24 protein-coding genes are annotated in these 25,969 nt (G+C 67.7%); 16 read left to right on the top strand and 8 right to left on the bottom strand.

What is annotated here, in order from left to right:
- Nucleotides 1–6 precede the first annotated feature (6 nt).
- From ACX80F_RS06925 to ACX80F_RS06915, 3 genes are all read left to right on the top strand, one after another.
- Nucleotides 7–870, top strand: a complete 864-nt coding sequence (locus ACX80F_RS06925; protein WP_459335641.1) for a ketose-bisphosphate aldolase — start codon at nt 7–9, stop codon at nt 868–870.
- A gap of 67 nt (nt 871–937) precedes the next feature.
- Complete coding sequence (locus ACX80F_RS06920; protein WP_459335640.1) at nt 938–2,137, top strand: ADP-dependent glucokinase/phosphofructokinase; 1,200 nt, start codon at nt 938–940, stop codon at nt 2,135–2,137.
- Entirely contained in the window at nt 2,134–3,108 is a 975-nt protein-coding gene (locus tag ACX80F_RS06915; protein WP_459335639.1) for a class I mannose-6-phosphate isomerase, read from the top strand. Before ACX80F_RS06920 ends, ACX80F_RS06915 begins: the two co-directional genes overlap by 4 nt.
- 149 nt (nt 3,109–3,257) lie before the next feature.
- Here ACX80F_RS06915 and ACX80F_RS06910 read toward each other — a convergent pair whose 3' ends face one another.
- On the bottom strand, nt 3,258–3,413 hold the full coding sequence (locus ACX80F_RS06910; RefSeq protein WP_459335638.1) for a hypothetical protein: 156 nt from the start codon (nt 3,411–3,413) through the stop codon (nt 3,258–3,260).
- A 202-nt stretch (nt 3,414–3,615) separates the two neighbouring features.
- Nucleotides 3,616–3,819, bottom strand: a complete 204-nt coding sequence (locus ACX80F_RS06905; protein ID WP_459335637.1) for a hypothetical protein — start codon at nt 3,817–3,819, stop codon at nt 3,616–3,618.
- Nucleotides 3,820–4,084: 265 nt separating this feature from the next.
- Between ACX80F_RS06905 and ACX80F_RS06900 the strand changes: the two genes are divergently transcribed.
- Nucleotides 4,085–5,875: a hypothetical protein gene (locus ACX80F_RS06900; protein WP_459335636.1), complete on the top strand. Its 1,791-nt coding sequence runs from the start codon at nt 4,085–4,087 to the stop codon at nt 5,873–5,875.
- A 770-nt stretch (nt 5,876–6,645) separates the two neighbouring features.
- On the opposite strand, the gene ACX80F_RS06895 is transcribed toward ACX80F_RS06900, so the two are convergent.
- Nucleotides 6,646–7,680 (bottom strand): LacI family DNA-binding transcriptional regulator, encoded by a 1,035-nt coding sequence (locus ACX80F_RS06895; protein WP_459335635.1) that lies wholly within the window; start codon nt 7,678–7,680, stop codon nt 6,646–6,648.
- Nucleotides 7,681–7,886: 206 nt separating this feature from the next.
- Here ACX80F_RS06895 and ACX80F_RS06890 point away from each other — a divergent pair, with 206 nt between their 5' ends.
- From ACX80F_RS06890 to ACX80F_RS06870, 5 genes are all read left to right on the top strand, one after another.
- Nucleotides 7,887–8,708 (top strand): carbohydrate ABC transporter permease, encoded by an 822-nt coding sequence (locus ACX80F_RS06890; protein ID WP_459335666.1) that lies wholly within the window; start codon nt 7,887–7,889, stop codon nt 8,706–8,708.
- A gap of 65 nt (nt 8,709–8,773) precedes the next feature.
- Entirely contained in the window at nt 8,774–9,643 is an 870-nt protein-coding gene (locus ACX80F_RS06885) for a carbohydrate ABC transporter permease (protein WP_459335665.1), read from the top strand.
- 38 nt (nt 9,644–9,681) lie between these two features.
- Nucleotides 9,682–11,031, top strand: coding sequence for an ABC transporter substrate-binding protein (locus ACX80F_RS06880; protein ID WP_459335634.1), 1,350 nt, complete (start codon nt 9,682–9,684; stop codon nt 11,029–11,031).
- 175 nt (nt 11,032–11,206) lie between these two features.
- On the top strand, nt 11,207–13,261 hold the full coding sequence (locus tag ACX80F_RS06875; RefSeq protein WP_459335633.1) for a beta-galactosidase: 2,055 nt from the start codon (nt 11,207–11,209) through the stop codon (nt 13,259–13,261).
- Nucleotides 13,262–13,296: 35 nt separating this feature from the next.
- A complete protein-coding gene (locus ACX80F_RS06870; RefSeq protein ID WP_459335632.1) occupies nt 13,297–16,482 on the top strand; it encodes a glycoside hydrolase in 3,186 nt (1,061 codons plus the stop codon).
- A 73-nt stretch (nt 16,483–16,555) separates the two neighbouring features.
- On the opposite strand, the gene ACX80F_RS06865 is transcribed toward ACX80F_RS06870, so the two are convergent.
- Together ACX80F_RS06865 and ACX80F_RS06860 are read right to left on the bottom strand one after the other, a co-directional pair.
- Nucleotides 16,556–16,708, bottom strand: a complete 153-nt coding sequence (locus ACX80F_RS06865; protein ID WP_459335631.1) for a hypothetical protein — start codon at nt 16,706–16,708, stop codon at nt 16,556–16,558.
- Between the two features lie 142 nt (nt 16,709–16,850).
- Nucleotides 16,851–17,198: a cytoplasmic protein gene (locus tag ACX80F_RS06860; RefSeq protein WP_459335630.1), complete on the bottom strand. Its 348-nt coding sequence runs from the start codon at nt 17,196–17,198 to the stop codon at nt 16,851–16,853.
- Between the two features lie 79 nt (nt 17,199–17,277).
- Here ACX80F_RS06860 and ACX80F_RS06855 point away from each other — a divergent pair, with 79 nt between their 5' ends.
- The 6 genes from ACX80F_RS06855 (at nt 17,278) to ACX80F_RS06830 (ending at nt 23,104) form a co-directional block, all read left to right on the top strand.
- Nucleotides 17,278–18,117, top strand: a complete 840-nt coding sequence (locus ACX80F_RS06855; protein ID WP_459335629.1) for a sigma factor — start codon at nt 17,278–17,280, stop codon at nt 18,115–18,117.
- Between the two features lie 94 nt (nt 18,118–18,211).
- Complete coding sequence (locus ACX80F_RS06850) at nt 18,212–18,448, top strand: DUF1059 domain-containing protein (RefSeq protein ID WP_459335628.1); 237 nt, start codon at nt 18,212–18,214, stop codon at nt 18,446–18,448.
- A gap of 177 nt (nt 18,449–18,625) precedes the next feature.
- The gene (locus ACX80F_RS06845) at nt 18,626–19,459 is read left to right on the top strand and encodes an ABC transporter ATP-binding protein (RefSeq protein ID WP_459335627.1); all 834 of its coding nucleotides are present in this window, start codon (nt 18,626–18,628) and stop codon (nt 19,457–19,459) included.
- Nucleotides 19,460–19,500: 41 nt separating this feature from the next.
- Complete coding sequence (locus tag ACX80F_RS06840) at nt 19,501–20,493, top strand: ABC transporter substrate-binding protein (protein ID WP_459335626.1); 993 nt, start codon at nt 19,501–19,503, stop codon at nt 20,491–20,493.
- Nucleotides 20,494–20,498: 5 nt separating this feature from the next.
- On the top strand, nt 20,499–22,592 hold the full coding sequence (locus tag ACX80F_RS06835) for an iron ABC transporter permease (protein ID WP_459335625.1): 2,094 nt from the start codon (nt 20,499–20,501) through the stop codon (nt 22,590–22,592).
- A gap of 113 nt (nt 22,593–22,705) precedes the next feature.
- A complete protein-coding gene (locus ACX80F_RS06830; protein ID WP_459335624.1) occupies nt 22,706–23,104 on the top strand; it encodes a VOC family protein in 399 nt (132 codons plus the stop codon).
- A 74-nt stretch (nt 23,105–23,178) separates the two neighbouring features.
- On the opposite strand, the gene ACX80F_RS06825 is transcribed toward ACX80F_RS06830, so the two are convergent.
- A complete protein-coding gene (locus tag ACX80F_RS06825) occupies nt 23,179–24,045 on the bottom strand; it encodes a YsnF/AvaK domain-containing protein (RefSeq protein ID WP_459335623.1) in 867 nt (288 codons plus the stop codon).
- Nucleotides 24,046–24,129: 84 nt separating this feature from the next.
- Between ACX80F_RS06825 and ACX80F_RS06820 the strand changes: the two genes are divergently transcribed.
- Entirely contained in the window at nt 24,130–24,315 is a 186-nt protein-coding gene (locus ACX80F_RS06820; RefSeq protein WP_459335622.1) for a hypothetical protein, read from the top strand.
- Here ACX80F_RS06820 and ACX80F_RS06815 read toward each other — a convergent pair.
- Together ACX80F_RS06815 and ACX80F_RS06810 are read right to left on the bottom strand one after the other, a co-directional pair.
- Nucleotides 24,305–25,231, bottom strand: coding sequence for an AEC family transporter (locus ACX80F_RS06815; protein ID WP_459335621.1), 927 nt, complete (start codon nt 25,229–25,231; stop codon nt 24,305–24,307). The genes ACX80F_RS06820 and ACX80F_RS06815 overlap by 11 nt on opposite strands.
- A gap of 76 nt (nt 25,232–25,307) precedes the next feature.
- Entirely contained in the window at nt 25,308–25,949 is a 642-nt protein-coding gene (locus tag ACX80F_RS06810; RefSeq protein WP_459335620.1) for an alpha/beta hydrolase, read from the bottom strand.
- Between the last annotated feature and the right edge of the window lie 20 nt (nt 25,950–25,969).

Raw genomic sequence — 25,969 nt, 5'->3', positions numbered from 1 at the left:
ATCACAATGCTGTACACCGGTAAGTCCATCCTCGATATCGCCAACGAACACAACTTCGCCATCCCCGCCTTCAACATCAGCGACTGGGCCATGTTCAACGGCGTCATGGACATCAGCGAGGAGAAGGAAGCGCCCGTCATCATCGCCATCCACCCGGACGAGGTCTCCCACATCCGCACCGACCTCGTGGCCGCCATGCGCAGCCGCGCCCACCGCTCCAGCGTCCCCGTGGCCATCCACTGGGACCACGGCGGAACCTACGAACAGATGATTGTTGCGATCCAGGCCGGCTTCACCTCGGTGATGATCGACGCCTCCCTGCTCCCCTTCGACGAGAACGTGGCCCTGACCCGCAAGGTCGTCGAAGCCGCGCACGCCGTCGGCATCCAGGTGGAAGGCGAGCTCGGCACCATCGGCGCCAATGACAGCTACGGCGAATCCGGTGCCGCGGAGATCATCTACACCAACACCGACGACGCCGTCCGCTTCGTCCAGGAGACCGGTGTGGACAGCCTTGCGATCGCCATCGGCACCTCTCACGGCCTGTACCCGGCAGAGAAGAACCCCGAACTGCGCCACGACCTCCTCAAGGAGATCAAAGCCGCCGTTGGCATCCCCCTCGTATTGCACGGAGGGTCCGCGAACCCGGACAGCGAGCTGGCGCGCGCCGTGAGCCTGGGCATCAACAAGATCAACATCTCCAGCGACATCAAGGTCTCCTACCACAACGCCATGCGCCGCATCCTGGGGACGGACGAGCGACTGCGGGAGCCGAACGCCATCCAGCCGGAGGCCATCGCGGCGCTGAAGGTCACGGCCGCCGAGAAGATCGACCTGTTCGGCGCGGACGGTAAGGCCAAGCTGTACTGAGACTCCTGGCCGGAGCATACCGGCAAAGGGGTGGACAACGAGCTGACAGGAAAAGGGGATCGGTGCCATGGGAACCACGCTCGTACTCGGGCTCGGCGGGACGGTCGACTACGAGGTGCGCTGGGACGCGGCAGTCATCGGGTCGCTGGCCGAGCACTACGGCATCCGGCGGGCGGAACTCACCACCATGGCACCGATCGTCGACGAGCGATCGCTCCTGGTCACCATCCTCGCCTTCGTGACCGACGGCGCCGGCGGAGAACGCTTCGTCGAATCCTCCGACGTGGTCAAGCAGTTCGCCGACCGCTTCACCACGGAGATCACGCTCGGCGGAACCGGGGTGCGGGCCGGCATCGCCCTCGACCGGCTGGGCATCCCAAGTGTCCAGCATCTCGTCAGCATTGACGACCACGTGCGGCGGCTCATGCCTCCGTCCATCTCCTGGGTCAGTTCAGCCACGGAGGACACCCTGGACCCGCACCTGATCGTGCAGTACCCGCCCGGGACCGTCATCCGGTTCGACGACGGCGAGATCGTCTCGCCGTCGTCGAACCGTCTGATCTTCGCCAATGATCCACCGAACCGCAGCATGGCGATCGCACCCGAACTGGGGGAGGCCCTCACCGACGCTAGGGCCTTTCTCGTCTCGGGCTTCAACACCATGCAGGACGAGGCGCTGCTCGAGCGGCGCCTCATCGAACTCGACGCCGCGCTGACCCACCTGCCGGACGGTGCCCTCGTGTACTACGAGGACGCCGGCTTCTATGTCCGACGCTTCGCCGAGCGGATCTGGTCCCACCTGCTGCCGCGCATCGACGTGTACGGAATGAACGAGGACGAGCTGCAGGAGTACCTGGCCCGGCCGGTGGACCTGCTGGACGCCGACGATGTCGCCACGGCCCTCCTTGCGGTGCACCGCCTCATCCCGGTCCCGGCGCTGCTGGTCCACACCCAGCACTGGGCCATCGTCCTCGGTCAGGACGCCGGCCGCCATCGCGACGCCGTCGCCAGCGCCGTACAGATGGCAGCCACCCGATTCAGGTTGGGTGACGCCTTCACCCCGTCCGGTTTCGAGGCGACCGCGCTCCTCCCGCGAAACGCCGCGGGAGAGGACGTGGTGGACGCCGTGGAACAAGCAATCCCCGGCGCGGTCGGTGTGCCCGCCTTTCGTATAGAGACCACGACGCCGACCACCATTGGGCTCGGCGACTGCTTCGTAGGTGGCTTCCTGGTGGTCCACGCCCCCGTCCGGGAACCACAACCATGATCGAACGGCTACCGTCCAACCGCCCCCCAGCGCGCTTCTACCGCGGCGGAGCACAGATCTCATCGTTCCGCGGCGAAGCGCCCTCGGCCGCATTCGAGCCGGAGGACTGGATTGGGTCTACCACCACGATCTTTGGTGACCCGAAGCTCGGTCTCACACGCCTCGCCGACGGGACCCTCTTGCGCGACGCCGTCGCCACCGATCCGGATTACTGGCTCGGCAAAGACCATTTGGCCCGCTGGGGCAGTGACGTCCGCCTGCTGGTGAAACTGCTTGCCGCCGGCCAGCGACTCCCGGTCCATGCCCACCCAGACGACACCTTCGCCTCTCACCACCTTGGACACAGCCACGGCAAGGCCGAGGCCTGGTACATCCTGGAGGGCGGCACCGTACACCTCGGGCTGACGCGCGATGTCGGCGAAACAGAACTGGCGGCGATGGTCGAGGAGCAAGAGGTCGACACACTGCTGGCCCTGCTGCACAAGGTTCGAGTGGTCTCGGGCGACGTGGTCTTCGTGCCGCCGGGCGTTCTCCATGCCATCGGCCAGGGCGTCCTGCTGCTCGAGCTGCAGCAGCCGGAGGATCTCTCGATCCTGCTGGAGTGGCGGCACTTCGCCCTCGACGGCACAGCCGACGGGCATCTTGGCCTCGGCTTCGGGTTAGCCCTGACGGCGGTGGACCGGACAGCGTTGCCCTGCGAGGACCTCGCCGGACTGGTGCGTTCGGCACCGCCGTCGGGATCCGTCCTCCCATCCGACGCCGACGAGTTCTTCCGGCTGGAGCGCCGGCCGGTCGACGGCCCGTCCCGGCTCGATCCGGGCTTCGCGGTACTGGTGGTCGCTGGCGGATCGATGACGCTGTGCGGCCGGGATGCTCTGCGCGGCAGCACATGGCTGGTCCCGGCAGGCGAGGGATCGATCGACCTCGACGGTACCGGCGAGCTCCTCGTCGCGCGTCCTCCGGCACCCTGACCGCGCCCGAGAGCGAGGGCGGCCTCGTGAGGAAGGGGCCTTGCGCGGAATGCGCGGGGCCCCTTCGACGATCTAGTTGTTCACGCCACGTCTCGGTGGACTCATCAAGATCTCGGCGACCGCGAGGACCGCGGTCACGCCTCCCAGGATCATGGCCAACCAGACATGGTGGGCTTATGCGGACCGAAGACCGCCGGGAGCGAGAGCACCAGCGCGGCGTTTGAGAAGGACAGTCCGATCACCAGGCCGAGCAGCATTCGGTTCGTCGTGTTCCGCATGATCTCCTCCGTCGTCGCATCGGACATGCCGGGAGTTTTGCGGTGGTGCGTCCCAGCACGTGGCCGCGGACTCCGGTGACGTCAGTTCGAGCACTTCACGCTATCTAGCCGCCGTAGCGACCACAACCCCCGGCTTCAGCCCTCGATACCAGCAGCGGGCCCGGCACGTTGGTCGCACCCAGTGACGTCGACAGGGACTCCGGGAGGTTGGGTCCCGCTCCCCTGCGTCTCAGCGGGAGGTGCGCCGCTCGAAGAAGTTCCATATCAAATCGTTGGCGCTGATCTCCGTCGTCGTCACGCCCCCTCGCGGGAAGTCGGCAGCCTTACCGCCGGGCCAGGTGTGCCCTCCCCCGACGATGACGTACTGGCGGACTGCGGCGGGGCGACGGTGGTCGGTCAGCGTGACGTTCCCCCTGCCGCGGCATGCCTTCACAGTGTGGCAGCCTTTGAGGTCCGCCCACCGCTCGGACGCCGCGAGTGCCCCGGACCCCCAGTGCGCCGCGCCTCCCCCGGCGGACGGGACACCGTCCCTCCGCCATGAAGCTTGTCTGACTTTTTCCCACCAGATGCCCGAAGAAGACAAAGCCATAATCGTCGGACTGAGAACCGCGTTCATTCAAACGCTTCTGGAAGCACCAACCCAAGTGCACCTATAGAGTGTGAGTGCAATTTCCAACGGTTCGCGTTACTCTACAGATATGCCACAGACTCGACTTGAACTCGCGCTCTCACTCCTCAGCGGCACCGACTGGCGCGCGTTCGAGAAGTTTTGCTCAGAGTTCCTCTCCGTCGAGTATCCAATGATGCGCACAACCGCTTCTGCGGCCGGGGATGGAGGCAGAGATGCCGAACTCTACATCCCGAATGAAGAACCAGAGACTGCAATTCAAATTTCGGTCAGACAGGACTGGGAACCGAAGATTAAGGAGACAGTGAGGCGCCTAGCGGACACTTTTCCAAACGTCAAGGAACTAATATATGTGACGAATCAAACCATTGGCGCTTCAGCAGATTCCATCAAGAAGACGGTTCGTCGAGACTCCGGCTTGAGCCTTGACGTTCGGGACCGCCAGTGGTTCATCGAGCGTGAGCACACTTTCCCTCAGCGGACAGTCGCCAGCGAGCGACTCGCTGAACAGTTCGTTGACCCAGTACTCAGCAGAGGTGGCGTATCGACATCATCGTCTGGCGAACTTTCGAGAGATGAATCACGAATCGCACTCCTACAACTGAACCTCGATGTGCAAGATAACTCTGGCGATCGAAATCTGACCAAAAGTTGCTTCGAGTCTCTCGTCATTGCGGCCCTGCGTGGAACATCGGTAGACAGGCGTCTGACCCGAACGCAAGTGCAAGCGGCAATTGCTGAATTTGTTCCAGCAGGTGCACCGGGGCAATTAGAGGGCCTCGTATCGGGCGCGCTAATTCGCATGAGCCGCAAGAGCGGCCCAGTCAAGCACATACGCTCGACTGATGAATATCAGCTGAGCCATGAGGAAACTGTCCGACTGGACGAGCAGACGACTCGATTCTTGCTTGAGGAAAGGGAGCTCGAAGACGAGCTGCACCGAAGAGTAACGGCCATGACCGATCCTGCCGAGAATCGGACAATCGACGAAAGTTTAGGAGCTACGCTCCGAGGCATCCTAGAGAGGGTTCTTCTGCAAGGTGCCGAAGCTTTCGCCGCTTCCATAACGACGGGAGAAACGGTTCATCTCGACGCGGGAGCACTGCTCGTTGAAGTGCGAGCCATCAGCACACAGTTGCCCACCACGGCAGAACTGGCTACTGCAGCAATTCGAGACGTGCTTGCGACGCCCAGCATCGCGATCAACGGGCACCTGCGTCGGCTTTCCGACTCGTACACCTTGTTTGCATTCTTGCGACAGACACCAGATGTTCAAAGGGTCGTGCTAACGGTATTCGCAGAGGGCAGCATCTGGTTAGACACTTCAGCAATACTTCCATTAATTGCCGAGACCCTTGTCGATGAACCAGAACGGCGTCACTATACGCAACTCTTGCGGGCCGCGGTCGACGCTGGATTGAATCTGTTCGTCACGCCCGGGGTAATTGAAGAGGTGGAGCGCCATTTGAACAGATGCGTCGCATTTTGGCACTCGACGAGAGATCAATGGAACGGACGAGTGCCATTCATCTTCTCCGCATATATATTATCGGGGCGAGCAAGCAATCAATTCATCACTTGGCAGGATCAAATTCGGGGCAGAGTTCGCCCCGAAGAGGATGTAAAAGACTACCTGAAGGACGTCTTCGACATTACAGAACAGAGCTTGGAGCAAATTGCCAACGAGGCGGACCTCGACCTTCGCGCGGCCGTCCAAGAACTCTGGATGGCGCAACATGACGCCCGGCGGGGGGGCAGGAGACGACTACGCCACAGATCCAACAACGGTAAATCGCCTCGTTGCTCACGACGTCGAGAACACCGTGGGCGTTCTGGAACTTCGGAAGAACGAGCGCCGTAGTCCGATGGGTTATCGAACCTGGTGGCTCACAATGGACAAAACTGCTCTTCGGATTAAATCCTACCTTGACGACCGAATGGGGAGCTCTGCTCCCAATTCATCCCCCGCCCTAAGCCCTGATTTCTTGAGTCAGTACTTGCGGTTGGGCCCGCTTCGCACTGCCATAGAGAAGAGCAACTCCGTCTCACTTCCCGTCATCATGGATGTCTCGCGGCTCGAAAATGTACCTCGTTCGCTCATCGAACTTTCCGATAAAATAAGGCTCGAGAATTCTGATCTTGACGAACGCATCCTTCGAAGAAAAGTACGAGATCGTATGGATCAAGAGCGTACGCGACAAGGACCAATGTCGCTCGGTGGGATGCGCGAGATGGAGCAATCGATCCGCTCACAAATAACCCACCATTGAACTGAGCGCGATAGTAGCCCTGAGGCGGCGCATTAGTTTGCCCTTGTGCAGATACTACGATAGAAATCAACCTCCTGTACCGACGCGACCTGGCCTAACTGTTGCGATCCAACCTGAAGCGAATTGTCTGCGTCGGGCTTGCGTCGGCTAACCGCCTAGCTGTGCGCATTCACTCGTCGTCAGCAGTGACCTGCCCTCCCTGCGCTGCGCAACAGAAGCAGTACAGCGCAGGGGCGCGTGCGCCCGCTGCGTTAGGTGAAGGACATGAGGCTCTTTAACTCCGCCACCGCTCCGCACACAAGGGGGATGGCGAAAATATGCACCAGAGTTTGTTGATTATGAGGGGCTGCGGAACACCGCGCTACCCTCCAGATTGGGCGGTGCTTTCCCGCACCACGAGCCGCGTCGGCACGAGATCCAGCCCCGGCTCCGTCGAGTTCTCCCGCATCTGCTTCAGCACCTTGTCCACGCAGCGCCGCCCGACTTCCGCGAAGTCCTGGTGCACCGTCGTCAGGGGCGGGCTGAAGGAGGTGCTGTCCGGGATGTCGTCGAAGCCTACGATCGATACGTCCTGCGGCACCCGGACACCCTTCTCGTGGAAAGCCCGCAGTACCCCTAGCGCCATCTGATCGTTCGCGACGAACACCGCGGTGCAGTCGGAGGACGCCAGTGCGAGCCCGGCCTGATAGCCCGAGTCCGCCGACCAGTCACCGCGCAACAACGCAGGCTCGACACAGCCCCTCGCCTCCAGAACGGACCGCCAGGCATTCACGCGCCGCTCCGACGCGAAGGACTCCGAGGGTCCGGCCACATGCCACACCGTGGAATGGCCCAGGTCCAGCAGGTGCTCCACGGCCTTCCGGGCGCCGTCGGCCTGGTCCGTGTCGATCACGCTGTAGCTCTCGCTCGCATCGGAGTCCACCACCACGGCGTGGACGCCGGGCGGCAGCGACACCGTGGCGGCGTCGAGCAGGTGGACCTCCATGATCACGATGATGCCGTCCACCGCCAGCTCGTTCAGCCGCGAGAACGCCCCACGTACCCCGGCCTGCGTGGGCGCGGCAACGGGGATCAGAGTGATGGCGTAGTCCTCCTCCGCAGCGCGTGCCGCGATGGCCTCGAGCGTGCGGACGTTCCCGGTGGTGGACAGCGTGAACAGGATGACGCCGATGGTGCGGAAGCTCCCCCGCTTCAGGGCCCGCGCCGCGCTGTTGGGCCGGTACCCGAGCTCGTTCATGGCCTTGATGACCTGCTGCCGCGTCCCCTCGATCACGCCCGGGCTGCCGTTGGACACCCGCGACACCGTCTGCGCCGAGACGCCGGCGAGCCGCGCGACGTCGGACATGGAGATACGCCGTTCCTCGGAGGAGGGGTGTTGACGTGATCGCGAGTGCATGTGACCATCGTAACAACAATGTTTACGTAAACATTCTGCTCCACGCCCTGCCGTGTTTACGTAAACATCGCTCGAGAAGAAGGACGAACATGACGACGGCGTCACCACCACCGGCCGTGCTCGGCACGCAGCCGGAGCCCGCCCGGCGAGTGCAGAAGCGGACCGGGAAGCGCTCCTGGTCCGGCTGGCTGTTCATCGGCCCCTTCATGGCGGTGTTCGCGGTCGTCTTCCTCGCACCTATCGCCTACTCCATCTGGCTCAGCTTCTTCCGCAACCAGCTGGTAGGCGGCAACGGCTTCGTAGGACTCGCCAATTACCAGCAGGCCCTCGCCGACACGCAGTTCTGGTCCGCTCTGCTCCGCGTGACGCTGTTCCTCGCGGTGCAGGTCCCCGTCATGCTGCTGATCGCCCTCCTGGTGGCCCTGGCCCTGGACAGCGGCCGGCTCTACGGGAAGTCCTTCTTCCGCATCTCGATCTTCCTGCCGTACGCGGTCCCCGCCGTCGTCGCCAGCCTCATGTGGGGCTTCATGTACGGCACGCGCTTCGGGCTCGTCGGCAACATCAACAGCGCGCTCGGCACCAACCTGCCCAACCCGCTCTCCCCGGACCTGATCCTCGCAGCCATCGGGAACATCGTCACGTGGGAGTTCATCGGCTACAACATGCTGATCTTCTACTCGGCCCTCCGCGTGATCCCGAAGTCCCTGTACGAGGCCGCGGAGATCGACGGCGCCGGCCAGGTCCGCCTCGTCACCGCCATCAAGCTCCCCGCCATCCGTGGAGCCCTCGTGGTCGCCACGATCTTCTCGGTCATCGGCAGCTTCCAGCTCTTCAACGAGCCCGCGATCCTGCAGGGCCTCGCCCCAAACTCCATCTCCACCTACTTCACCCCCAACCTGTACGCCTACTCGCTGAGCTTCTCCGGCCAGCAGTACAACTACTCCGCCACCGTGGCCATCATCATGGGCGTCATCACCATGGTCATCGCCTACGCCGTGCAGCTGCGCGGTATGCGGAAGGAGGGCTGACCGTGAGCGTCGCCGTCGAACCGACCCGGACCCAGAAGCAGAATCAGAAGCCCGGCTATGTGCGCATGAAGAGCTCGCGCCGCAGCATCGACAAGCCGAGGCGCAACGTGCTGCTGACCGCGCTCACGGGCATCGTCCTCGTCTACAGCCTCGTGCCCCTCGTCTGGCTGTTCATCAACGCCTCCAAGACCCAGGCTGATCTGTTCACCTCGTTCGGGCTCTGGTTCAGCGGCGACTTCGCCCTCTTCTCCAACATCCAGGACACCCTCGCCTACGACGACAGCATCTTCGGCCGCTGGTTCCTAAACACCGTGCTGTACGTGGTGGTCGGGGCCGGCGGGGCGACCTTCCTCGCCGTCCTCGGCGGCTACGCCCTCGCGAAGTTCAGCTTCCCCGGCAAGAAGGCCGTGTTCGCCGTCGTCATCGGGGCGGTGGCCGTCCCCGGCACCGCCCTGGCGGTCCCCACGTTCCTGATGTTCAGCGAGATGGGCCTCACCAACACGCCCTGGGCGGTCATCATCCCGTCCCTCATCTCGCCGTTCGGCCTGTACCTGATGTGGACCTTCGCCGCGCAGGCCATCCCCACGGAACTGCTGGAATCGGCCCGTATGGACGGCGCCGGCGAGTTCCGCACCTTCTTCCAGATCTGCCTGCCGCTGCTGGGCCCCGGCATCGTCACGGTGCTGCTGTTCACCATGGTGGCCACCTGGAACAACTACTTCCTGCCGCTGATCATGCTGAAGAACCCGGACTGGTACCCCCTGACCCTGGGCCTGAACGCCTGGAACAACCAGGCGTCCACCGTGGGCGGCGACGCCATCTACAACCTCGTCATCACCGGCGCACTGCTGACCATTCTGCCGCTGATCATTGCGTTCCTCTTCCTCCAGCGGTACTGGCAGTCCGGCCTGAGCGCCGGAAGCGTCAAAGAGTAGAACCCCTTCCCGTCAACAACGAAGTGATAAGGAAATCCATGAACAGGAAAATCGCCCCCGCCGTACTGCACGGATCCGCCCTGGCCTTCGCCGCGACCCTCGCCCTGACGGCGTGCGGCGGCGGCGGGAACGACGCCGGAGGCGGCAGCGCGGACGGCGCCAACGCCGACGACGTCGCGGCGGCGCTGGAGGAGGGTGGCGAGCTCACGGTCTGGGCCTGGGACCTGACCGTCCAGGACGTCGCCGCGGAGTTCGAGGAGCTGCACCCCAACGTGGACGTCGAAGTGGTCAACGCCGGAACGGGCAACGACCAGTACACGGCCCTGCAGAACGCCATCGCCGCAGGCTCGGGGGTCCCCGACGTCGCCCAGATCGAGTACTTCGCCCTTCCGCAGTTCGCCCTCGCCGATTCCCTCACGGACATCAGCGCCCTCGGGGCCTCGGACCTGGAGGGAACCTTCAGCCCCGGCCCGTGGAACGCGGTGCAGCAGGGCGAGGGCATCTACGGCCTGCCGATGGATGCCGGCCCCATGGTCATGTACTACAACACGGAGGTCTTCGAGAAGTTCGGCGTCGAGATCCCTGCGACCTGGGACGAGTACGTCGCAGCCGCGAAGACCATCCACGAGGCCGATCCCGACGTCTACATCACCAATGACACGGGCGACGCCGGACTCACCACCAGCCTCATCTGGCAGGCGGGCGGCAAGCCCTACACCGTGGACGGCACCGACGTCTCGATCGACTTCACCGACGAGGGCTCCACGCAGTTCGCCGAGACCTGGCAGCAGCTCATCGAGGACGACCTCGTGGCCCCCATCAACTCCTGGACCGACGAGTGGTACCAGGGCCTCGGCGACGGGACCATCGCGACCCTGAACACCGGCGCCTGGATGCCCGGCAACTTCGAGTCCGGTGTGCAGGCCGGCGCCGGCAAGTGGCGCGTGGCACCACTCCCCCAGTGGGAAGAGGGCGGCACCGCAACGGCCGAGAACGGCGGCAGCTCCCTGGCCGTCCCGTCCGCCACGGAGAACGCGGCCCTCGCCTACGCCTTCCTCGACTACGCGAGCGTGGGCGACGGCGTCCAGACGCGCATCGACGGCGGTGCCTTCCCCTCCACGACGGCGGACCTCGAGTCCGAGGAGTTCCTCAACCGGGAGTTCGAGTACTTCGGTGGCCAGAAGGCCAACGAGCTGTTCGCGGAGTCCGCAGCGAACGTCGTCGAAGGCTGGTCCTACCTGCCGTTCCAGGTCTATGCGAACAGCATCTTCAACGACACCGCCGGCCAGGCCTACGTCTCGGACACTCCCCTCACGGACGGGCTGAAGAGCTGGCAGGACGCGAGCATCAAGTACGGCACCGACCAGGGCTTCACCGTCTCGGAGTAGCACCGGCCGCACCTGCGCCACCGAACCCGGGCCGGGCGGGAGCTCGCGCGCATCCGCCCGGTCCGTCCCACCCCGCTGTACCCGCCATCGTCCCCCCTGCCCGTCCGGGGCACGACGACGGCGGAGGCCCACCCGTGCCTGAACCCTTCGAGAGACATCCCCAAGGAGCACTACCGTGTTGACACCCACCACCCACCGCTGGCTGCGCTGGCCGTCCGAACCGAACCGCCCCCGCATGGCGTTCGGCGCCGACTACAACCCGGAGCAGTGGCCGCGCGAGACGTGGGACGAGGACGTGCGCCTGATGCGCGAGGCCGGCGTCAACGTGGTGTCGCTGGCGATCTTCTCCTGGGCCCGCCTGCAACCCGAGCGGGACACCTGGAACTTCGACTGGCTGGACGAGGTGATCGACCTCCTGCACGCCAACGGCATCGCCGTCGACCTCGCCACCGCCACCGCATCCCCGCCGCCGTGGCTCGCCACCGAGCACCCCGAGATCCTCCCCGTTACCCAGGACGGCAGCACCCTCTGGCCCGGTGCGCGCCAGCACTGGCGCCCCACCAGCCCCGTGTTCCGTGAGCACGCGCTGAAGCTCGTCACGGCGATGGCCGAGCGTTACAGGGACCACCCCGCGGTGTGCGCCTGGCACATCTCCAATGAGCTCGGCTGCCACAACATCTACGACTACTCCGACGACGCCGCCCGCGCCTTCCGCACCTGGCTCACCGACCGCTACGGCAGCATCAATGCCCTGAACGACGCCTGGGGCACCGACTTCTGGTCGCAGCGCTACACCCGGTTCGAGCAGATCCTGCCCCCGCGCCAGGCCGCCTCCCACCCCAACCCCACGCAGCAGCTCGACTTCAAGCGCTTCTCCTCCGACGCCCTCAAGCAGTACCTGCGCGAGGAACGGGACATCCTCCACAGGATCACCCCGGACATCCCGGTGACCACCAACTTCATGGTCATGGGCGAGAGCAAGGGCATGGACTACGCCGACTGGGCCGCCGAGGTGGATTTCGTGGCCAACGACCACTACTTCGTGCCCGGCCCGCAGGCCGTGGACGAGCTCTCCTTCTCCGCGAACCTCACCGGCAACATCGCCGGCGGCAAGCCGTGGTTCCTCATGGAGCACTCCACCAGTGCCGTGAACTGGCAGCCCGTCAACACCCCGAAGAAGTCCGGTGCCCTCCGCCGGGACTCCCTCACCCATGTGGCCCACGGAGCGGACGCCGTCTGCTACTTCCAGTGGCGGCAGTCCAAGGCTGGCGCCGAGAAGTTCCACTCCGCGATGGTCCCCCACGCCGGCGAGGACAGCCCGATCTTCCGCGACGTCGTCGCGCTCGGCCGTGAACTCGGCGGACTGTCCGACGTCGTCGGCTCCCGCCGCCGCCAGGCACCAGCCGCCATCCTCTTCGACTGGGACTCCTGGTGGGCCTCGGAGCAGGACTCCCACCCCTCCGACCGCCTCCGCTACAAGCAGGAGGCCCTCGACTGGTACTCGGCGTTCCTGGCCCTCGGCATCCGGGCCGACGTCGTCCCCTCCGCAGCCGACCTCACCGGTTACGGACTCGTCGTCGCCCCCGTTCTCCACGTGGTCCCGGCCGCACTGAAAGCGCGCCTCGAGGACTACGTGACCGGCGGCGGTCATCTCGTGGCGAGCTACTTCAGCGGCATCACCGACGAGAACGACCACATCTGGCTCGGCGGCTACCCCGGCGCCCTCGCGGACCTGCTCGGCATCCGCATCGACGAGTTCGGACCCCTGCACGACGGCGACACCGTCCAGCTGGACAACGGGACCGCCGCGACGCTCTGGGCCGACCGCGTCCTACCGCGCGCCGACGACGTCGAGGTCCTCGCCCGCTACACGAGCGGCGACCATGCCGGCGACGCCGCCGTGACGCGCCGCGCCGTCTCCTCTGACCCGAGGTCCGGCAGTGCTGCCTACGTGGGCGCACGCCTCGGCGCGTCGGGCCTCGAGCCCGTCCTCGCGGACCTCGCCGCGCGCGCCGGGCTAACCAGTGAGTTGCCCGCCGACCTCCGCGGCGCCGTCGAGCAGGTCCTCCGCACCGGCGACACCACCGACTACGTCTTCCTCATCAACCGCACCGACGCGCCCGTGGACATCACGGGCGTCTACGGCGACACCCTCACCGGCGAGGAGTCCAAGCTCGCTCCCCGCTCCGTCGCCGTCCTCACGAGGAAGGCCGGCACCACCCTCTCGTAACCCTGCACCAACCTCGCTGGAAGGAATCACGTTCAATGACGAATCGATCCAGGCACGCCACCCGGGCGGCCGCAACAGGGATTGCCGCCGCGCTGGCGGCAGCCTCCCTCATGGGAGGTGCGGCGCAGGCCACGCCCGCGGACCCGCCCGCACCGCCGACCGTCCCCGAGGGCGCCCTCACCCTCACCCCCGACCCCTCCTACCAGGGCGAGGAGTTCGAGGGCTGGGGTACCAGCCTTGTCTGGTTCGCCAATGCAACAGGTGACTACCCCGACGAGATCCGGAACCGCCTCGCGGACCTGGTCTTCGGACCCGACGGCCTGAACCTGAACATCGCCCGCTACAACATCGGCGGCGGCAACGCCCCGGACGTGAAGGACTACCTGCGGCCGGGCGGCGCCGTCGAGGGTTGGTGGAACGCCCCCGAGGGCACCACGCGGGAGGACACCGACTGGTGGTCCCCCGAGGACCCCGCCGACTGGAACCTCGAAGCGGACGCCACGCAGCGCTGGTGGATCGACCGCATCAAGCAGGACATCACCCACTGGGAGACGTTCAGCAACTCGCCGCCCTGGTTCCAGACCGTCAGCGGCTACACCTCCGGCGGGTTCGACTCCACGACCGACCAGCTGAAGACCGGGAGCATCTCCGATTTCAACGCGTACCTGGTGCGCGTCACCGAAGAGCTCGAGAAGGCGCACGGAATCACTGTGGACACCCTGGATCCGTTCAACGAGCCGAACACCAACTACTGGAGCACGCAGCTCGACGCCGCCGGCGAACCGACCGGCGGCCGCCAGGAGGGCGCGCACATGAGCCCGCAGCTCCAGCAGCAGGTCCTCCGTGACCTGGCCGCCAAACTCGCGGCGTCCTCCTCCGCAGCGAAGATCTCCGCGATGGACGAGACCAATCCCGGCACCTTCGCCACGAACTGGAACAGCTACCCCGAGGACATCCGGGCACTCGTGGACCAGCTCAACGTCCACACCTACGGCACCGGTCAGCGCACCACCGTGCGGGACATCGCCAAGGGCGAGGACAAGCCGCTGTGGATGAGCGAGGTCGAGGGCTCCTGGGGCAACGGCCAGAGTTTCACGAGCATGGAGCCGGGCCTCGGCATGGCCAAGCGCATCGCGGACGACCTCCGGGAACTCGAGCCGAGCGCCTGGGTGTTCTGGCAGCCCGTCGAGGACTACGACAACATGGCTCCCGGCGGCGAGAGCGCGGCCGGCGCCAACTGGGGCAGCATTCAGATGCCGTTCGACTGCACCGACGCCGACACGCTCGAGAGCTGCCCCATCTACACGAACACCAAGTTCAACACCGTGCGGAACTACACGCACTACATCCAGCCCGGTGACCGCCTGGTCTCCGTGAACGACACCGACACCACCGCCGCGGTAACCGACACCGGCGCCGCCGTCGTGCACATCAACCAGGACGCCGAGGACAAGCCCGTGGTCCTCGATCTCTCGAAGTTCGGGTCCGTGGCGCCGGGCGCCACCGTGACCCCCGTGGTCAGCGACGTCGACGGTGCGCTCGTCGAGGGCGAACCGGTCGCGATCGAGGGCGGCTCCGCCGTCGTCACCGCGCCCGCCGAATCCGTCACCACCTTCGTGGTCGAGGGCGTCTCCGGCATCGCGGAGGACGCCGCTGCCCTGCAGGACGATCACGTGTACCGGCTGCAGGGCGTGCAGAGCGGCAAGTCGATCGAGCCGGCCGGCGGCACCGCCGTCATCAGCGCGAGCGACCCCGCGGACGTCGCGCAGCTGTTCCGCTTCACGAGCCTGGGTGAGGACAACAGCAACCGCGAGCGCTACTCGATCACCACGCTCGACGGCGCCGCGCAGCTCGCCGACGAGCGTGGCGCCGCCGTCGTCGCTCCCGCAGGAGAGAACCCGCGCGCCGAGTGGGTCGCCTCGACCACCGGGGATGGCACCTACACCTTCGTGAACGCAGAGACCGGCCTGCTGCTCGAGGTGGGCGGCGGCTCGACCGCGGAGGGCGCACCGGTCACGCTGTACCAGGCGAACTCCGGGTCCAACCAGCGCTGGACGCTCATCGACGAGACCGTACTCGGCGTTGAACCGGCCACGGCCTTCACCGTCCCCGGCACCGCCCCCGTGCTGCCGGAGACCGTCACACCGGTGTACCGCGACGGCGCACGTGGCGCCCTCCCCGTGGAGTGGAGAATCCCGAACGACAACCGCTGGAAGAAGGCAGGGAGCGTCAAGGTCAAGGGCACCGCGACGGACATCACGGGCGCGAGGTTCCCCGTGGAACTCACGGTCACGGTGGACACTCTCGTATCCACGCACCCCACGCGCGCCAAGGCCGTGGTGGGCGGCATCCCGACGCCGCCGAGCACCGTCACCGCGGTGGGCAGCCTCGGCGGGACTGTCGAGCGCCCCGCCGTCTGGGACACCCCGATCTCCTACACCGCTCCTGGCGTCTATGAGCTGAAGGGCACGGCCGACGCCGGCAACGGCGCGACGCTCCCGGCGACCGTCCGCATCCAGGTCACCGAGGGCACGCTGGACAACGTGGCCGACGACGGCGGCACCACGGCGACAGCCACCTTCACCGAGCCCGGCTACGGCACGGCGGGCCTGTTCAACGGGGACCTCCGCGACAAGGCATGGTCCAACTGGAAGTCCAGCAACAAGAACACCTCCGACACCCTGACTGTGAGCCTGCCGTCCGCACAGCCACTCGGCGGCGTCGTCGTGAACTTCTTCCGCGACGGCACCACGGACAGCTACGCGCAGTCCCTTCAGCTGCAGGTCCAGGGAGCCGACGGCGCGTGGGCGTCCGTCGGCTCCCCCGTCAGCGTCCCGGCAGGCGCTCCGGCTCCCGCGGTGACGTTGCCGATCAGCGGCGTGACGGCGCAGTCCGTGCGGGTGGTCATGACGGCCCGCCCGAACACGCACATGGTGATCAGCGAGATCCAGGTACTCGGTGCGGTGCCCTCCGCGTCCTCGGACGCCACCCTATCCTCGATCAGCGTGGGTGGCTCGTCCGTGACGGGATTCGACCCGGCGGTGACCACGTATGCGGTGCCGTCGAGGGGCAAGGCATCCACGGTCGCGGCCGTCCCCGCCGATCCTTACGCCACGGTCGCCGTCACACAGCCCTCGGGTGGTGACCGCACCTCGGTCATCACCGTGACGAGCGAGGATGGCTCGGCGACGGGCACCTACCGCGTGGAGCTCACACGATAGCACTCCCGCACCGCACACGAACGGGGCGCCCGCATCAGCGGGCGCCCCGTCGTCATACGGGCTGAAGCCGGAGTCAGCTGTTCTTCGTGCGGACCGGGCTGTCCTCGATCTGCTCAAGGGCCGAGTCGTCGTCGTTCTTCGACAGCTCTTCGTGCCCTTCGAGGGATTCGGACAGCTCTTCGTCGGCCGACTCGTCGTGCTGGGGCTGCTCGTTCTGGGTGCTCATGGGGAGTCCTTCCGGTGGATCCTGCTGGCCGTGCGACGCCATGCGAGGGTGCGGGATAGGACCGCCACGGTGGGATGTTCGACGTCGTCCTGTCAGCCTACGCGAATCATCAGCCTGCTTGGTATCGGGCGGCGTCGGTGGGTCAGAGCTTGACCGGACCCAGATGCGGGCCACCGGGAGCCGGGTTCGGGTCGGGTTCCTTCAACTCGACGAAGAAGGCGTGCGACGGCGTCGTCCCTGAGTTCTCGCCGTAATGGTCCTGGGCGGGCAGCCGGCGCACCGCCCCCTCATGCAGTTCCACATCGACGCTCCTCCCCTGGGCGTGCAGCCTCCGGCGGAACGAACCGGCGGTGATCATGACGCTGTCGGGATGGTGGTGCTCGGTGCTCCTGTCGCCGGGTTCGTCCGTGTACTCGAGGACGCGAACCCGGCTGTTCTCGAACACCACCCGGTAGTGGTCGGGATTGGTCTGAACCGGATCATGTGCCATGCGCGGACTGTACGCCCGCCCATGAACGCAGGCCAGAGTCCTTCTGCCGCCCTCGCACAGACGGGTCTAGGGTGTGCGCATGAACCCGACGGAACAGTTCGAGGCCGAACGCCCCCGCCTGGTGCGCATCGCCGCCGGCGTCCTCGACGACCGGGCCGAGGGCGAGGACATGGTGCAGCAGGCCTGGCTGCGGTTCGACGCCACCGACACCGTGATCGAGAACGTGCCGGCCTGGCTGACCGTCGTGACGACGCGCCTCTGCCTCGATCGCCTGCGGTCCCGGGTCCCGGAACCGACGGACACCCCGCCGGGAGCCGGCACCGACACGATCCCCGACCCGGCCGACGACGTGATCGAGGCGACCAGCGTCGGCGTCGCCCTTCAGGTGGTGCTGCAACGCCTCTCGCCGGCCGAGCGGGTGGCGTTCATCCTGCACGACACGTTCGGCGTGGACTTCCGCACCGTCGCGACCGTGCTTTCGGTGTCGCCCGAGGCCGCCCGCAAGCTGGCATCGAGGGCCCGCGCCCGGGTCGCCTCCTTCGCCCCGGACGGCACGCCCGCCGACTGGGAAGTGGTCGACGCGTTCCTCGCGGCGTCCCGGGGCGGCAGCTTCGCACGGCTGGTGCACCTGCTCGCGCCCGACGTCGTCGTTCGCGCCGACGCCGAGGCGATCGCGGAAGGTACCCCGACCCGGCTGGAGGGCCGTGAGGCAGTGGCGGTGATGTTCGACGGCGCCGCGGCGGCAGCCTTCCCGGTGTTCGTCGACGGGCGGCCGGGCGCGGCGTGGTTCCACCGAGGCAAGGCACGGGTGGCCTTCGACTTCACGATCGCTGACGGCGTCGTCAGCGCGATCACGTTCCGCGCCGAGCCCGACGTCCTCGGCTCCCTCACGCGGCGCGTCGCCATGGATCGGAGATGATGCCGTCGGTCACACTTCCGCCTCCCGACTCGTCATCAGTACGAGGGCGGCGGACGCCGATCTCGTACACCGCATCCAGCAGAAGGGAACTCCCATGAAGACGATGACGTGCAGGCAACTAGGCGGCCCCTGCGACCTGGCGCTCCGCGGCGACACCGCGGATGACGTCATTCAGGCCCAGGACCAGCACCTGAAGGAGGTCACTGCGGCCGGCGACAGCGAGCACCAGGCGGCTCGTGACGCGATGAAGGGCCGCTGGAAGAACCCGGTCAAGGGCCTGGGCTGGTACAACGACACCAAGAAGGCCTTCGCGGCCCTGCCCGAGGGCTGACGGGCAGCGCTCCCAGCGCCGAGAAACGGAAAAGACCGCCGGAGGCTCGTTCCGGCGGTCTTTCTGTCCTCTCGGGCACACGCAGCGGCGTGCAGGTCGCCGGCCGAAGGAGGATTAGCGCACACCCGCGTGACGTTATTTGTTGCACTTTAGATTAGGTATGCCTAACCTGACCTTGTGCCCCTCAACGACTCCGCTGTCCCGCCGACCCTCTCCGTCGCGGGCCTCGGCGTCTCCTACGGCAGTCGGCGGGTCATCGCCTCGGCCTCCTTCGGCCTGGCCGCCGGCACGATCACCGCGCTGATCGGACCCAACGGCAGCGGCAAGTCCACGCTCCTCCGCAGCATCGCGCGCCTCCACACGCCGGACGCCGGATCGGTCACCCTCGACGACGGCGAGGACGTCTCCGCCCTCTCCCCCCGGGATTTCGCCCGCGCGATCTCCCTGCTGGCACAGAGCCGGCCGGTACCCGGCGGGCTCACCGTCCGGGAGGTGGTCACCTTCGGCCGCCATCCGCACCGCAGCCGCTGGACGGGCCAGGACGCCGGGGGACCCGCCGTCGTCGAACGCGCCATGGAGCTGACGCGCACCACCGATCTCGCCGACCGTCCGGTCGCCGCGCTCTCCGGCGGGCAGGTGCAGCGCGTCTGGCTCGCCAGCTGCCTCGCCCAGGACACCGGCGTGCTGCTGCTCGACGAGCCCACGACATACCTCGACCTCCGCTACCAGGTGGAGATCCTCGACGTGATCCGCGACCTCTCCACCCAGCACGGCGTGACCGTCGGCGTCGTCCTGCACGACCTCGACCAGGCCGCCGCCATCTCCGACCACGTGGTCCTGCTCGAGGACGGCGCCATTCTGGCCCAGGGCGCGCCCCTGGACGTCCTGACCTCCGCGAACCTGTCCCGCGCCTACGGGGTCCGGGTCGACGTGACCGTCACGGACGGCACCGTCCACACCCGCGCCGTCGGACGCCACAACGCACCCCGTGCCGCCGCCCTCACCCCCTGATCCGCTCCCGCGCCGCCTGCGCACGAACAGAAATGAAACAGATGACACACCCGAAGATCCTCACTGCCCTCGCGGCGACGGCCCTGCTCTCCCTCACCGCGTGCGGCACCACGGAGGACGCCGCCGGCAGTTCCTCGCCCGAGGAGACCGCCGCCGGTGAGAGCATCACCGTCACCGACGCCCGCGGCAAGGAGGTCACGCTCGACGGAGCGGCCGACCGCGTGGTGGCCACCGAATGGAACGCCGTCGAGAACCTCGTGGCCCTCGGCGTCATGCCCGTGGGGGCCGCCGACGTGGAGGGGTATGCGCAGTGGGTCGGCGCCGAACCGCTCGACGACACCGTCACCGACGTCGGCGTCCGCGGCGAGCCGAGCATCGACACCCTCGTGTCCCTCACGCCCGACCTCGTCATCGTCACCGACCGGCTCGTCGAGGGCGCGATCGAGCAGATCGAGCGGACGGTGCCCGTCGTCGTCGTCCCCGGGGGCGACGCGGCCGACAACCTCGGCCAGATGTACGAGAATCTCGACCTGATCGCCACCCTCACGGGCACCGAGGACCAGGCCACGGAACTCAGGTCCGGCCTCGAGGCGAAGATCACCGACGGCAAGGCGGCCATCGAGGAGGCGGGGGCGGCAGGCGCCCCCGTCGCGTTCTCGGACGCCTACGTCGACGCCGGCAGTGTGTCGATCCGTCCGTTCACCGAAGGCTCGCTCGTCGGGAACGTCCTCGGCGAGCTGGGCCTCACCGACGCCTGGGAGGTCGAGGGCGATCCCGTGTACGGGCTCGGCCAGACCGACGTCGAGGGCCTGACCGCCCTGCCAGACGACACCCGCTTCTGGTACATCGCCAACGACGCCTTCGGCGATCCGTACCAGGACGAACTCGCCGACAACGCCGTGTGGAAGGGACTGCCCTTCGTCGAGTCCGGTGACGTGACCCGCTTCCCCGACTCCCTGTGGACGTTCGGCGGACCCAGCTCCATGGGGCAGATCGTGGACGCCGCCGTCGAGGCCGCAGAGGCCGGGCAGTAGCGGCAGTGCCGCCGGCGACTCTCACCCGGTCCGTTCCCGCACGGTCCGTGGCCCACGCTCCGCGACCGGGAGCGCGACTGGCCGGTGCCGGCGGCCTCCTCGCGGTCGCGACCGCGCTCCTCGCCCTCGTCCACCTCACGCAGGGCACCTCCACCGTGGACGCCGGGGACATCCTCGGCCTGCTGGCCGGGAGCGACGACGGCACCACGGGCGCCGTCGTCGCCGCGAGCCGCATCCCCCGGCTGGCTGCCGGCATCCTCGTCGGCGCCGCCCTGGGGGCGGCCGGAGCGGTCATGCAGTCCGTCTCCCGGAACGCCCTCGCCTCCCCGGACACCCTCGCGGTGAACGCGGGCGCCCATCTCGCCGTCGTCGCCGTCGCGGCCCTCGGCCTGCAGGTGCCCCTGCTCGGTGCGGTGGGCGTGGCGTTCCTCGGCGGCCTCGCCGCGTCCGCGCTCGTCCTCGCCCTCGCCGGGGCCGGGCAGTCCTCGAGTGTGCGCCTGGTGCTGGCCGGGTCGGCGATCGCCCTGGCGTTCAGCGCGCTGACGAGCGCCCTCCTGCTCCTGTTCTCGCAGGAGACACGCGGCCTGTTCGCCTGGGGGTCCGGGTCCCTCGGGCAGAGCGGACTGGAGAAGGTCACCCTGCTCGCCCCCCTGGCCGGGGCGGCGCTGCTCGTCCTCCTCATGAAGGCGCGGTCCCTGGACCTGCTGACGCTCGGCGACGACCAGGCGCGCGTGCTCGGGATCAATGTCCGCGGGACGCAGGTCCTGGCCATCGTGCTCGCTGTGCTCCTCGCCGCCGCAGCGGTCACCACCGCCGGACCCATCGGCTTCGTCGGGCTCGCAGCACCCGCCGTCGTGCGTCTAGCCGCACCACGCATCACCGGCCTTCACCGCCATGTCGCGCTGATCCCCGCCTCCGCGCTGATGGGGATCTTCCTCGTCCTCGGCGCCGACGTCCTGCTCCGCGCCGTGATCGGTGCGGAAAGCGCGGTCGAAGTGCCCACGGGTGTCGTCACCACGGTGTTCGGCGCGCTCTTCCTCGTCGCGCTCGCGCACCGCATGCGCTCGGACGGACCTACCCGGGACGCCGCAGGGGTCTCGCTGCGCACCGTCGGCGCCGCCCGGAGCACCGCGGTGCTCGTAGTTCTGGTGGTGGTGCTGGCCGCCGCGACGGTCGCCGGTCTGCTGCTCGGCGACGCGAAGCTCCTCCTCGGGGATCTCGCCAACTGGGTGTCCGGCCAGGCAGGGCCCGTGGTCTCGAGCGTGCTGGACACCCGGGTCCCCCGGGTCGGAGCGGCCCTGCTCGCCGGTGCGTCGCTCGCCCTGGCGGGGACCGCCATTCAGGCCGTCACCCGGAACCCCCTCGCCGAGCCCGCGATCATCGGGGTCTCCGGTGGGGCGGGCGTCGGGGCGGTCGTCGTCATCACGGCCGTGCCCCTGGCGGGATTCTGGACCGTCAGCGCGGCGGCAGGGATCGGCGCCGCCGTGGTCTCGCTCGTGGTGTTCGGCCTGTCCTTCCGTGGCGGCATGCAGACGGACCGGCTGGTCCTGATCGGCATCGGCGTCTCCGCGGCGGCGACTGCCGTGATCACGCTGCTGATCGTCCTCACCGATCCGTGGAACGAGTCCAAGGCCCTGACCTGGCTGTCCGGGTCCACCTACGGCCGGTCGGTGCAGCACCTCGCGCCCATGGCGGTGGCCCTGCTCGTGGCCGGCCCCGTCCTCGCCGCTCTGCACAGGACGCAGGACCTCCTCGGCCTCGACGAGGACACCCCGCGCCTGCTCGGTATCCGGGTGCCGCGGGCACGGCTGGTGCTGCTCACGGCCGCGGTCCTGCTCACGGCATCCTCCGTCGCAGGTATCGGCGTCGTCGGATTCGTGGGCCTCGTTGCACCCCACGCCGCTCGCGCCCTCGTGGGAGCGTCGCACCGGCTCATCCTGCCCGCGGCCGTCCTGCTGGGCGCCGTCCTCGTCTGCCTCGGGGACCTCATCGGCCGGACGGCGATCGCCCCCGCACAGCTCCCGGCCGGACTGCTGACGGCGCTGCTCGGCGCCCCCTACTTCGTCTACCTGCTGTTCCGGAGCCGCCTCAGCCGCTGAGTCGGCCCGCGACCGGTCCGGAGGTTCGCCGAGGCCGCGGACCCGGAACTGATGCGGACTGATCCTGTCCGCGTCAGGACGCGTCGGCGTCGCGCTCACGACACAATCGGCGCATGACTCTCCGCTGGTACTCCACGGTCATCGAATCCACCGACCATCGTGCGCTCGCGCACTGGTGGTCCACCGCACTGGGCTGGGAGGTGATGTTCGAGGACGACGAGGAGGCTGTCGTGGTACCGCCATGGGCCCGCGAGCTGGAACCCACGCTCTCCTTCGAGCAGGTCCCGCCCGGACTCGTCTTCGTTGCCGTGGAGCACGAGAAGCACGGAAAGAACCGCCTGCATCTCGACTTCGCACCACACACCGGTGAGGACCGCGACGCCGAGATCGACCGCCTGATCTCGCTCGGGGCGCAGCGCATAGACATCGGGCAGGGGCCGGACGTCAGTTGGGAGGTCCTGGCCGACCCGGACGGCAACGAGTTCTGCGTACTGTCCTCACGCGAGCACTAGCGTGGACGCCCGGAGAACGCACATGACCGGCGGAAGCCCGTTCCACCGGTCATGTGCATCGTTTCGAGGGCGCGCTACAGCTCGATGCGCTCCGTCTCGATGACTTCCTTGCGCACCTGGCCGGAGACGGTCTCGTCGTGCGTGTGTGCCTCGCGGCTGATGCGGACACGCTCGATCGGCACGACATCCACCTCGATGCGCGGCTTCTCCTCGTAGAGGACCATTTCGACGACGTCACCGTTGAAGGCGGTCTCCACCGCCGAGTACAGGCGCTCACGTTCGGCCTTGCTGAAGGTGCCGGCGCCGTCGTCGTACAGCGGAGCGCCGTCCTGCACCGGCACGCGCTCGACGACGAGCTCCTCCCGCCGGATCTGCACGGTCATGGTGACGTCCTCCGTGACCACACGCTTGACGAGGCGTACGCGCTCCGTCTCCCGGAGTTCGGTGCCGACGCGGAGCTCTTCCTCGGAGCGTGTCATCGACACGTCGTCGTCATCGGCCGAACCGCCGATGAAGCCCTCGGATCGGCCGGCAGACGTCTCGTCCCGGCCGGTGAAAGCATCGTCACGGGAGGCGCGGTCGCCGGAGGGCGAGGACGCGGCAGCGGCGTCGTCCTTCGCCGGCATCAGGCCGTAGTAGCGGAGCAGGTGCTGCTCCTCCTCGGGGCTGAGGTGGCCGTCCTGCGACATCTTGGGGGACTCGTAAACCTTGCTGTGAGGGAACGGAAGGCGCACGTCCTGGCCGTCGAGGGTGGCGTCGCGGAGCGGCGCGAAGGACTCCGGATTGCCCGCCGTGTGGGTCGCCACGGTGACCCAGCTGGGCTCGCCGGTGGCGTCGTCGACATAGAGCTGGCCCATGGATCCCAGAACGGCCCCATCTTCGCTCAGCACGTTACCGCCGGCGTTCATGGCATCCTTCATCTGTTCAAGCGTGATCATCATGATCCTTTCGAGGAGGTTGCTTCCCTTCACCGTAGATCCCACACCAAGCGATAGCAAGCATGCTTATTACCGGGCATGTGCTTCATGACCTCCCAGCCCCTCGGTCGTCGGCCCCTCCGCCAGGCGGTGCTGCTGCGTCACCACTTCCAGAAGGCCCTCGGCGTCAGCCCCGCGGCCTACCGCCGCACCTTCCGGGGCTCCGACAAGGACCGCCACCTCGACCTGCACGACGTCGGGGAGACGTTCGGCGCCCGGGTGTTCAGTCGGTGACGCGCCCGATGACGAGGAACACCAGCGGCAGGTAGGCCACGCCGGCGACGGTCTGCAGGGTGATCGTCGACGCCATGAGGCGGGAGTCCCCGCCGAGCGCCCGGGCCATCACGTATGCCGAGGACGCCGTCGGGAGGGACAGGAACAGGATCACCGTGGCGGCCGGCGCGCCCGTGAGCCCGAGCAGCAGGCACCCTGCCACGCCGAGGCCCGGGAGCACCACGAACTTGACCGTGGTGGACAGCGCCACGGCGCCGAGATTGCGGCCCATGCTGCGGAGCTCGAGCGCAGCGCCGACGCACAGCAGGCCGAGCGGCAGGGACGCCGTCCCGAGGGTCCGCACGAAGCCGTCGAGACCGGGCGGCAGGCCGATGCCGGTGACGTTCAGCAGGATCCCGATCCCGCAGCCCAGGATCAGCGGGTTCGTGGCGATGCTGCGGACGGTGCCGCCGACGGTCAGCCGCTGGGCGCCATAGCGCGCGAAGGCGAGCGTGCAGAGGATGTTCACGAGCGGCACGAGGACGGCGTTGGCGATGGCGGCGAGCGCGACGCCGTCGGCCCCGAACAGGGCGAGGGCGATGGAGAGCCCGAGGTAGTTGTTGAACCGGATGCTGCCCTGCAGCACGGAGGTGAAGGCGGGGCCGTCGAGGTCGAGGCGGCGCTGGGCGAGGACGAGTCCGAGCGCCGTGAGGAGTACCGCCCCGGCGAGGATCGGTGCCATCAGGGCGATCGGGAGCCCGGCGAGATCCGCCGTCGCCGTGCCGCTGATGAACAGCGCGGGCAGCAGGATGAAGTAGCAGAGCCGTTCGGCAGGCGGCCAGAAAGCGGGCGCGAGGAAACCGCGGGCCCGAATGCCGTAGCCGAGCGCGATCAGGCCGATCACCGGGCCGAGCGCCGCGAGGGTCTGGGCGATCACCGGGTCGGAACGGGCTGCGGCATTGCTGCGGAAGGACCGCCGCCGGGAACCAGCCGGGTGGGCAGGGGCGGAGCGGTCACCAGCCTCGCGCCTGGAGCCAGGCGGCGGCCAAGCCGCTCCACTGCCCGGCGGCGCCCTGTCCGTCCGCGAGTCCCAGGCCGTGCTCGCCGTCCTCGAAGACGTGCAGCGCGTGCGGTACGCCCTGGGCGGTGAGCGCCTGGCCGAGCCGGTAGGCGTGCTCCACGGGGACGTCCTCGTCCGCGGCCGTGTGCCAGAGGAAGAACGGCGGGGCCTCACCGGTGACCAGCCGGTCCAGCGAGGTCGCAGCACGGAGTGGCCCCCCGGCGTCGGACCCCAGCAGCTCATCCTGCGATCCTCGGTGCGTCGCGAGTTCCATGGACACCACCGGGTAGCCGAGCACGACGGCGTCCACGCGGTCGCCGGCGCGCGCACCCGGTGCGAGCGCCGCGTGTCCAGCGAGATGACCGCCGGCCGAGAAGCCGAGCAGCGCCACGCGGTCGACGCCGGCGGCGCGGACCCGGCGGATCTCCGCGCGGACGGCGTCGAGCGGTCCGGGGTGGCGGGTCTGGACGGGATAGGCGAAGACCTCGGCGGACAGACCGAACGAGCGCAGCCGCTCGGCGACGACCTCGCCCTCGTTGTCGGACAGCATGGTGTAGCCGCCTCCGGGCAGGACGATGACGTGGGAAGACTTCATGCCCTTACCGTACTGCGACC

The organism is Arthrobacter sp. TMS2-4 (assembly GCF_054511075.1).
Note: the sequence above shows the minus strand (reverse complement) of the source record. Positions and strands in the feature narration are given on the sequence as shown.

Bases quoted from the DNA above. Each gene is read 5' to 3' on its own strand.
- ACX80F_RS06870 (WP_459335632.1), top strand. From the start codon at position 13,297: ATGACGAATCGATCCAGGCACGCCACCCGGGCGGCCGCAACAGGGATT.
- ACX80F_RS06865 (WP_459335631.1), bottom strand. From the start codon at position 16,708: ATGAGCACCCAGAACGAGCAGCCCCAGCACGACGAGTCGGCCGACGAA.
- ACX80F_RS06890 (WP_459335666.1), top strand. From the start codon at position 7,887: ATGGCGGTGTTCGCGGTCGTCTTCCTCGCACCTATCGCCTACTCCATC.
- ACX80F_RS06850 (WP_459335628.1), top strand. From the start codon at position 18,212: ATGAAGACGATGACGTGCAGGCAACTAGGCGGCCCCTGCGACCTGGCG.
- ACX80F_RS06840 (WP_459335626.1), top strand. From the start codon at position 19,501: ATGACACACCCGAAGATCCTCACTGCCCTCGCGGCGACGGCCCTGCTC.
- ACX80F_RS06910 (WP_459335638.1), bottom strand. From the start codon at position 3,413: ATGTCCGATGCGACGACGGAGGAGATCATGCGGAACACGACGAACCGA.
- ACX80F_RS06820 (WP_459335622.1), top strand. From the start codon at position 24,130: ATGACCTCCCAGCCCCTCGGTCGTCGGCCCCTCCGCCAGGCGGTGCTG.
- ACX80F_RS06860 (WP_459335630.1), bottom strand. From the start codon at position 17,198: ATGGCACATGATCCGGTTCAGACCAATCCCGACCACTACCGGGTGGTG.
- ACX80F_RS06900 (WP_459335636.1), top strand. From the start codon at position 4,085: ATGCCACAGACTCGACTTGAACTCGCGCTCTCACTCCTCAGCGGCACC.
- ACX80F_RS06810 (WP_459335620.1), bottom strand. From the start codon at position 25,949: ATGAAGTCTTCCCACGTCATCGTCCTGCCCGGAGGCGGCTACACCATG.
- ACX80F_RS06915 (WP_459335639.1), top strand. From the start codon at position 2,134: ATGATCGAACGGCTACCGTCCAACCGCCCCCCAGCGCGCTTCTACCGC.
- ACX80F_RS06855 (WP_459335629.1), top strand. From the start codon at position 17,278: ATGAACCCGACGGAACAGTTCGAGGCCGAACGCCCCCGCCTGGTGCGC.
- ACX80F_RS06920 (WP_459335640.1), top strand. From the start codon at position 938: ATGGGAACCACGCTCGTACTCGGGCTCGGCGGGACGGTCGACTACGAG.
- ACX80F_RS06830 (WP_459335624.1), top strand. From the start codon at position 22,706: ATGACTCTCCGCTGGTACTCCACGGTCATCGAATCCACCGACCATCGT.
- ACX80F_RS06880 (WP_459335634.1), top strand. From the start codon at position 9,682: ATGAACAGGAAAATCGCCCCCGCCGTACTGCACGGATCCGCCCTGGCC.
- ACX80F_RS06925 (WP_459335641.1), top strand. From the start codon at position 7: ATGCTGTACACCGGTAAGTCCATCCTCGATATCGCCAACGAACACAAC.
- ACX80F_RS06825 (WP_459335623.1), bottom strand. From the start codon at position 24,045: ATGATGATCACGCTTGAACAGATGAAGGATGCCATGAACGCCGGCGGT.
- ACX80F_RS06885 (WP_459335665.1), top strand. From the start codon at position 8,774: ATGAAGAGCTCGCGCCGCAGCATCGACAAGCCGAGGCGCAACGTGCTG.
- ACX80F_RS06895 (WP_459335635.1), bottom strand. From the start codon at position 7,680: ATGCACTCGCGATCACGTCAACACCCCTCCTCCGAGGAACGGCGTATC.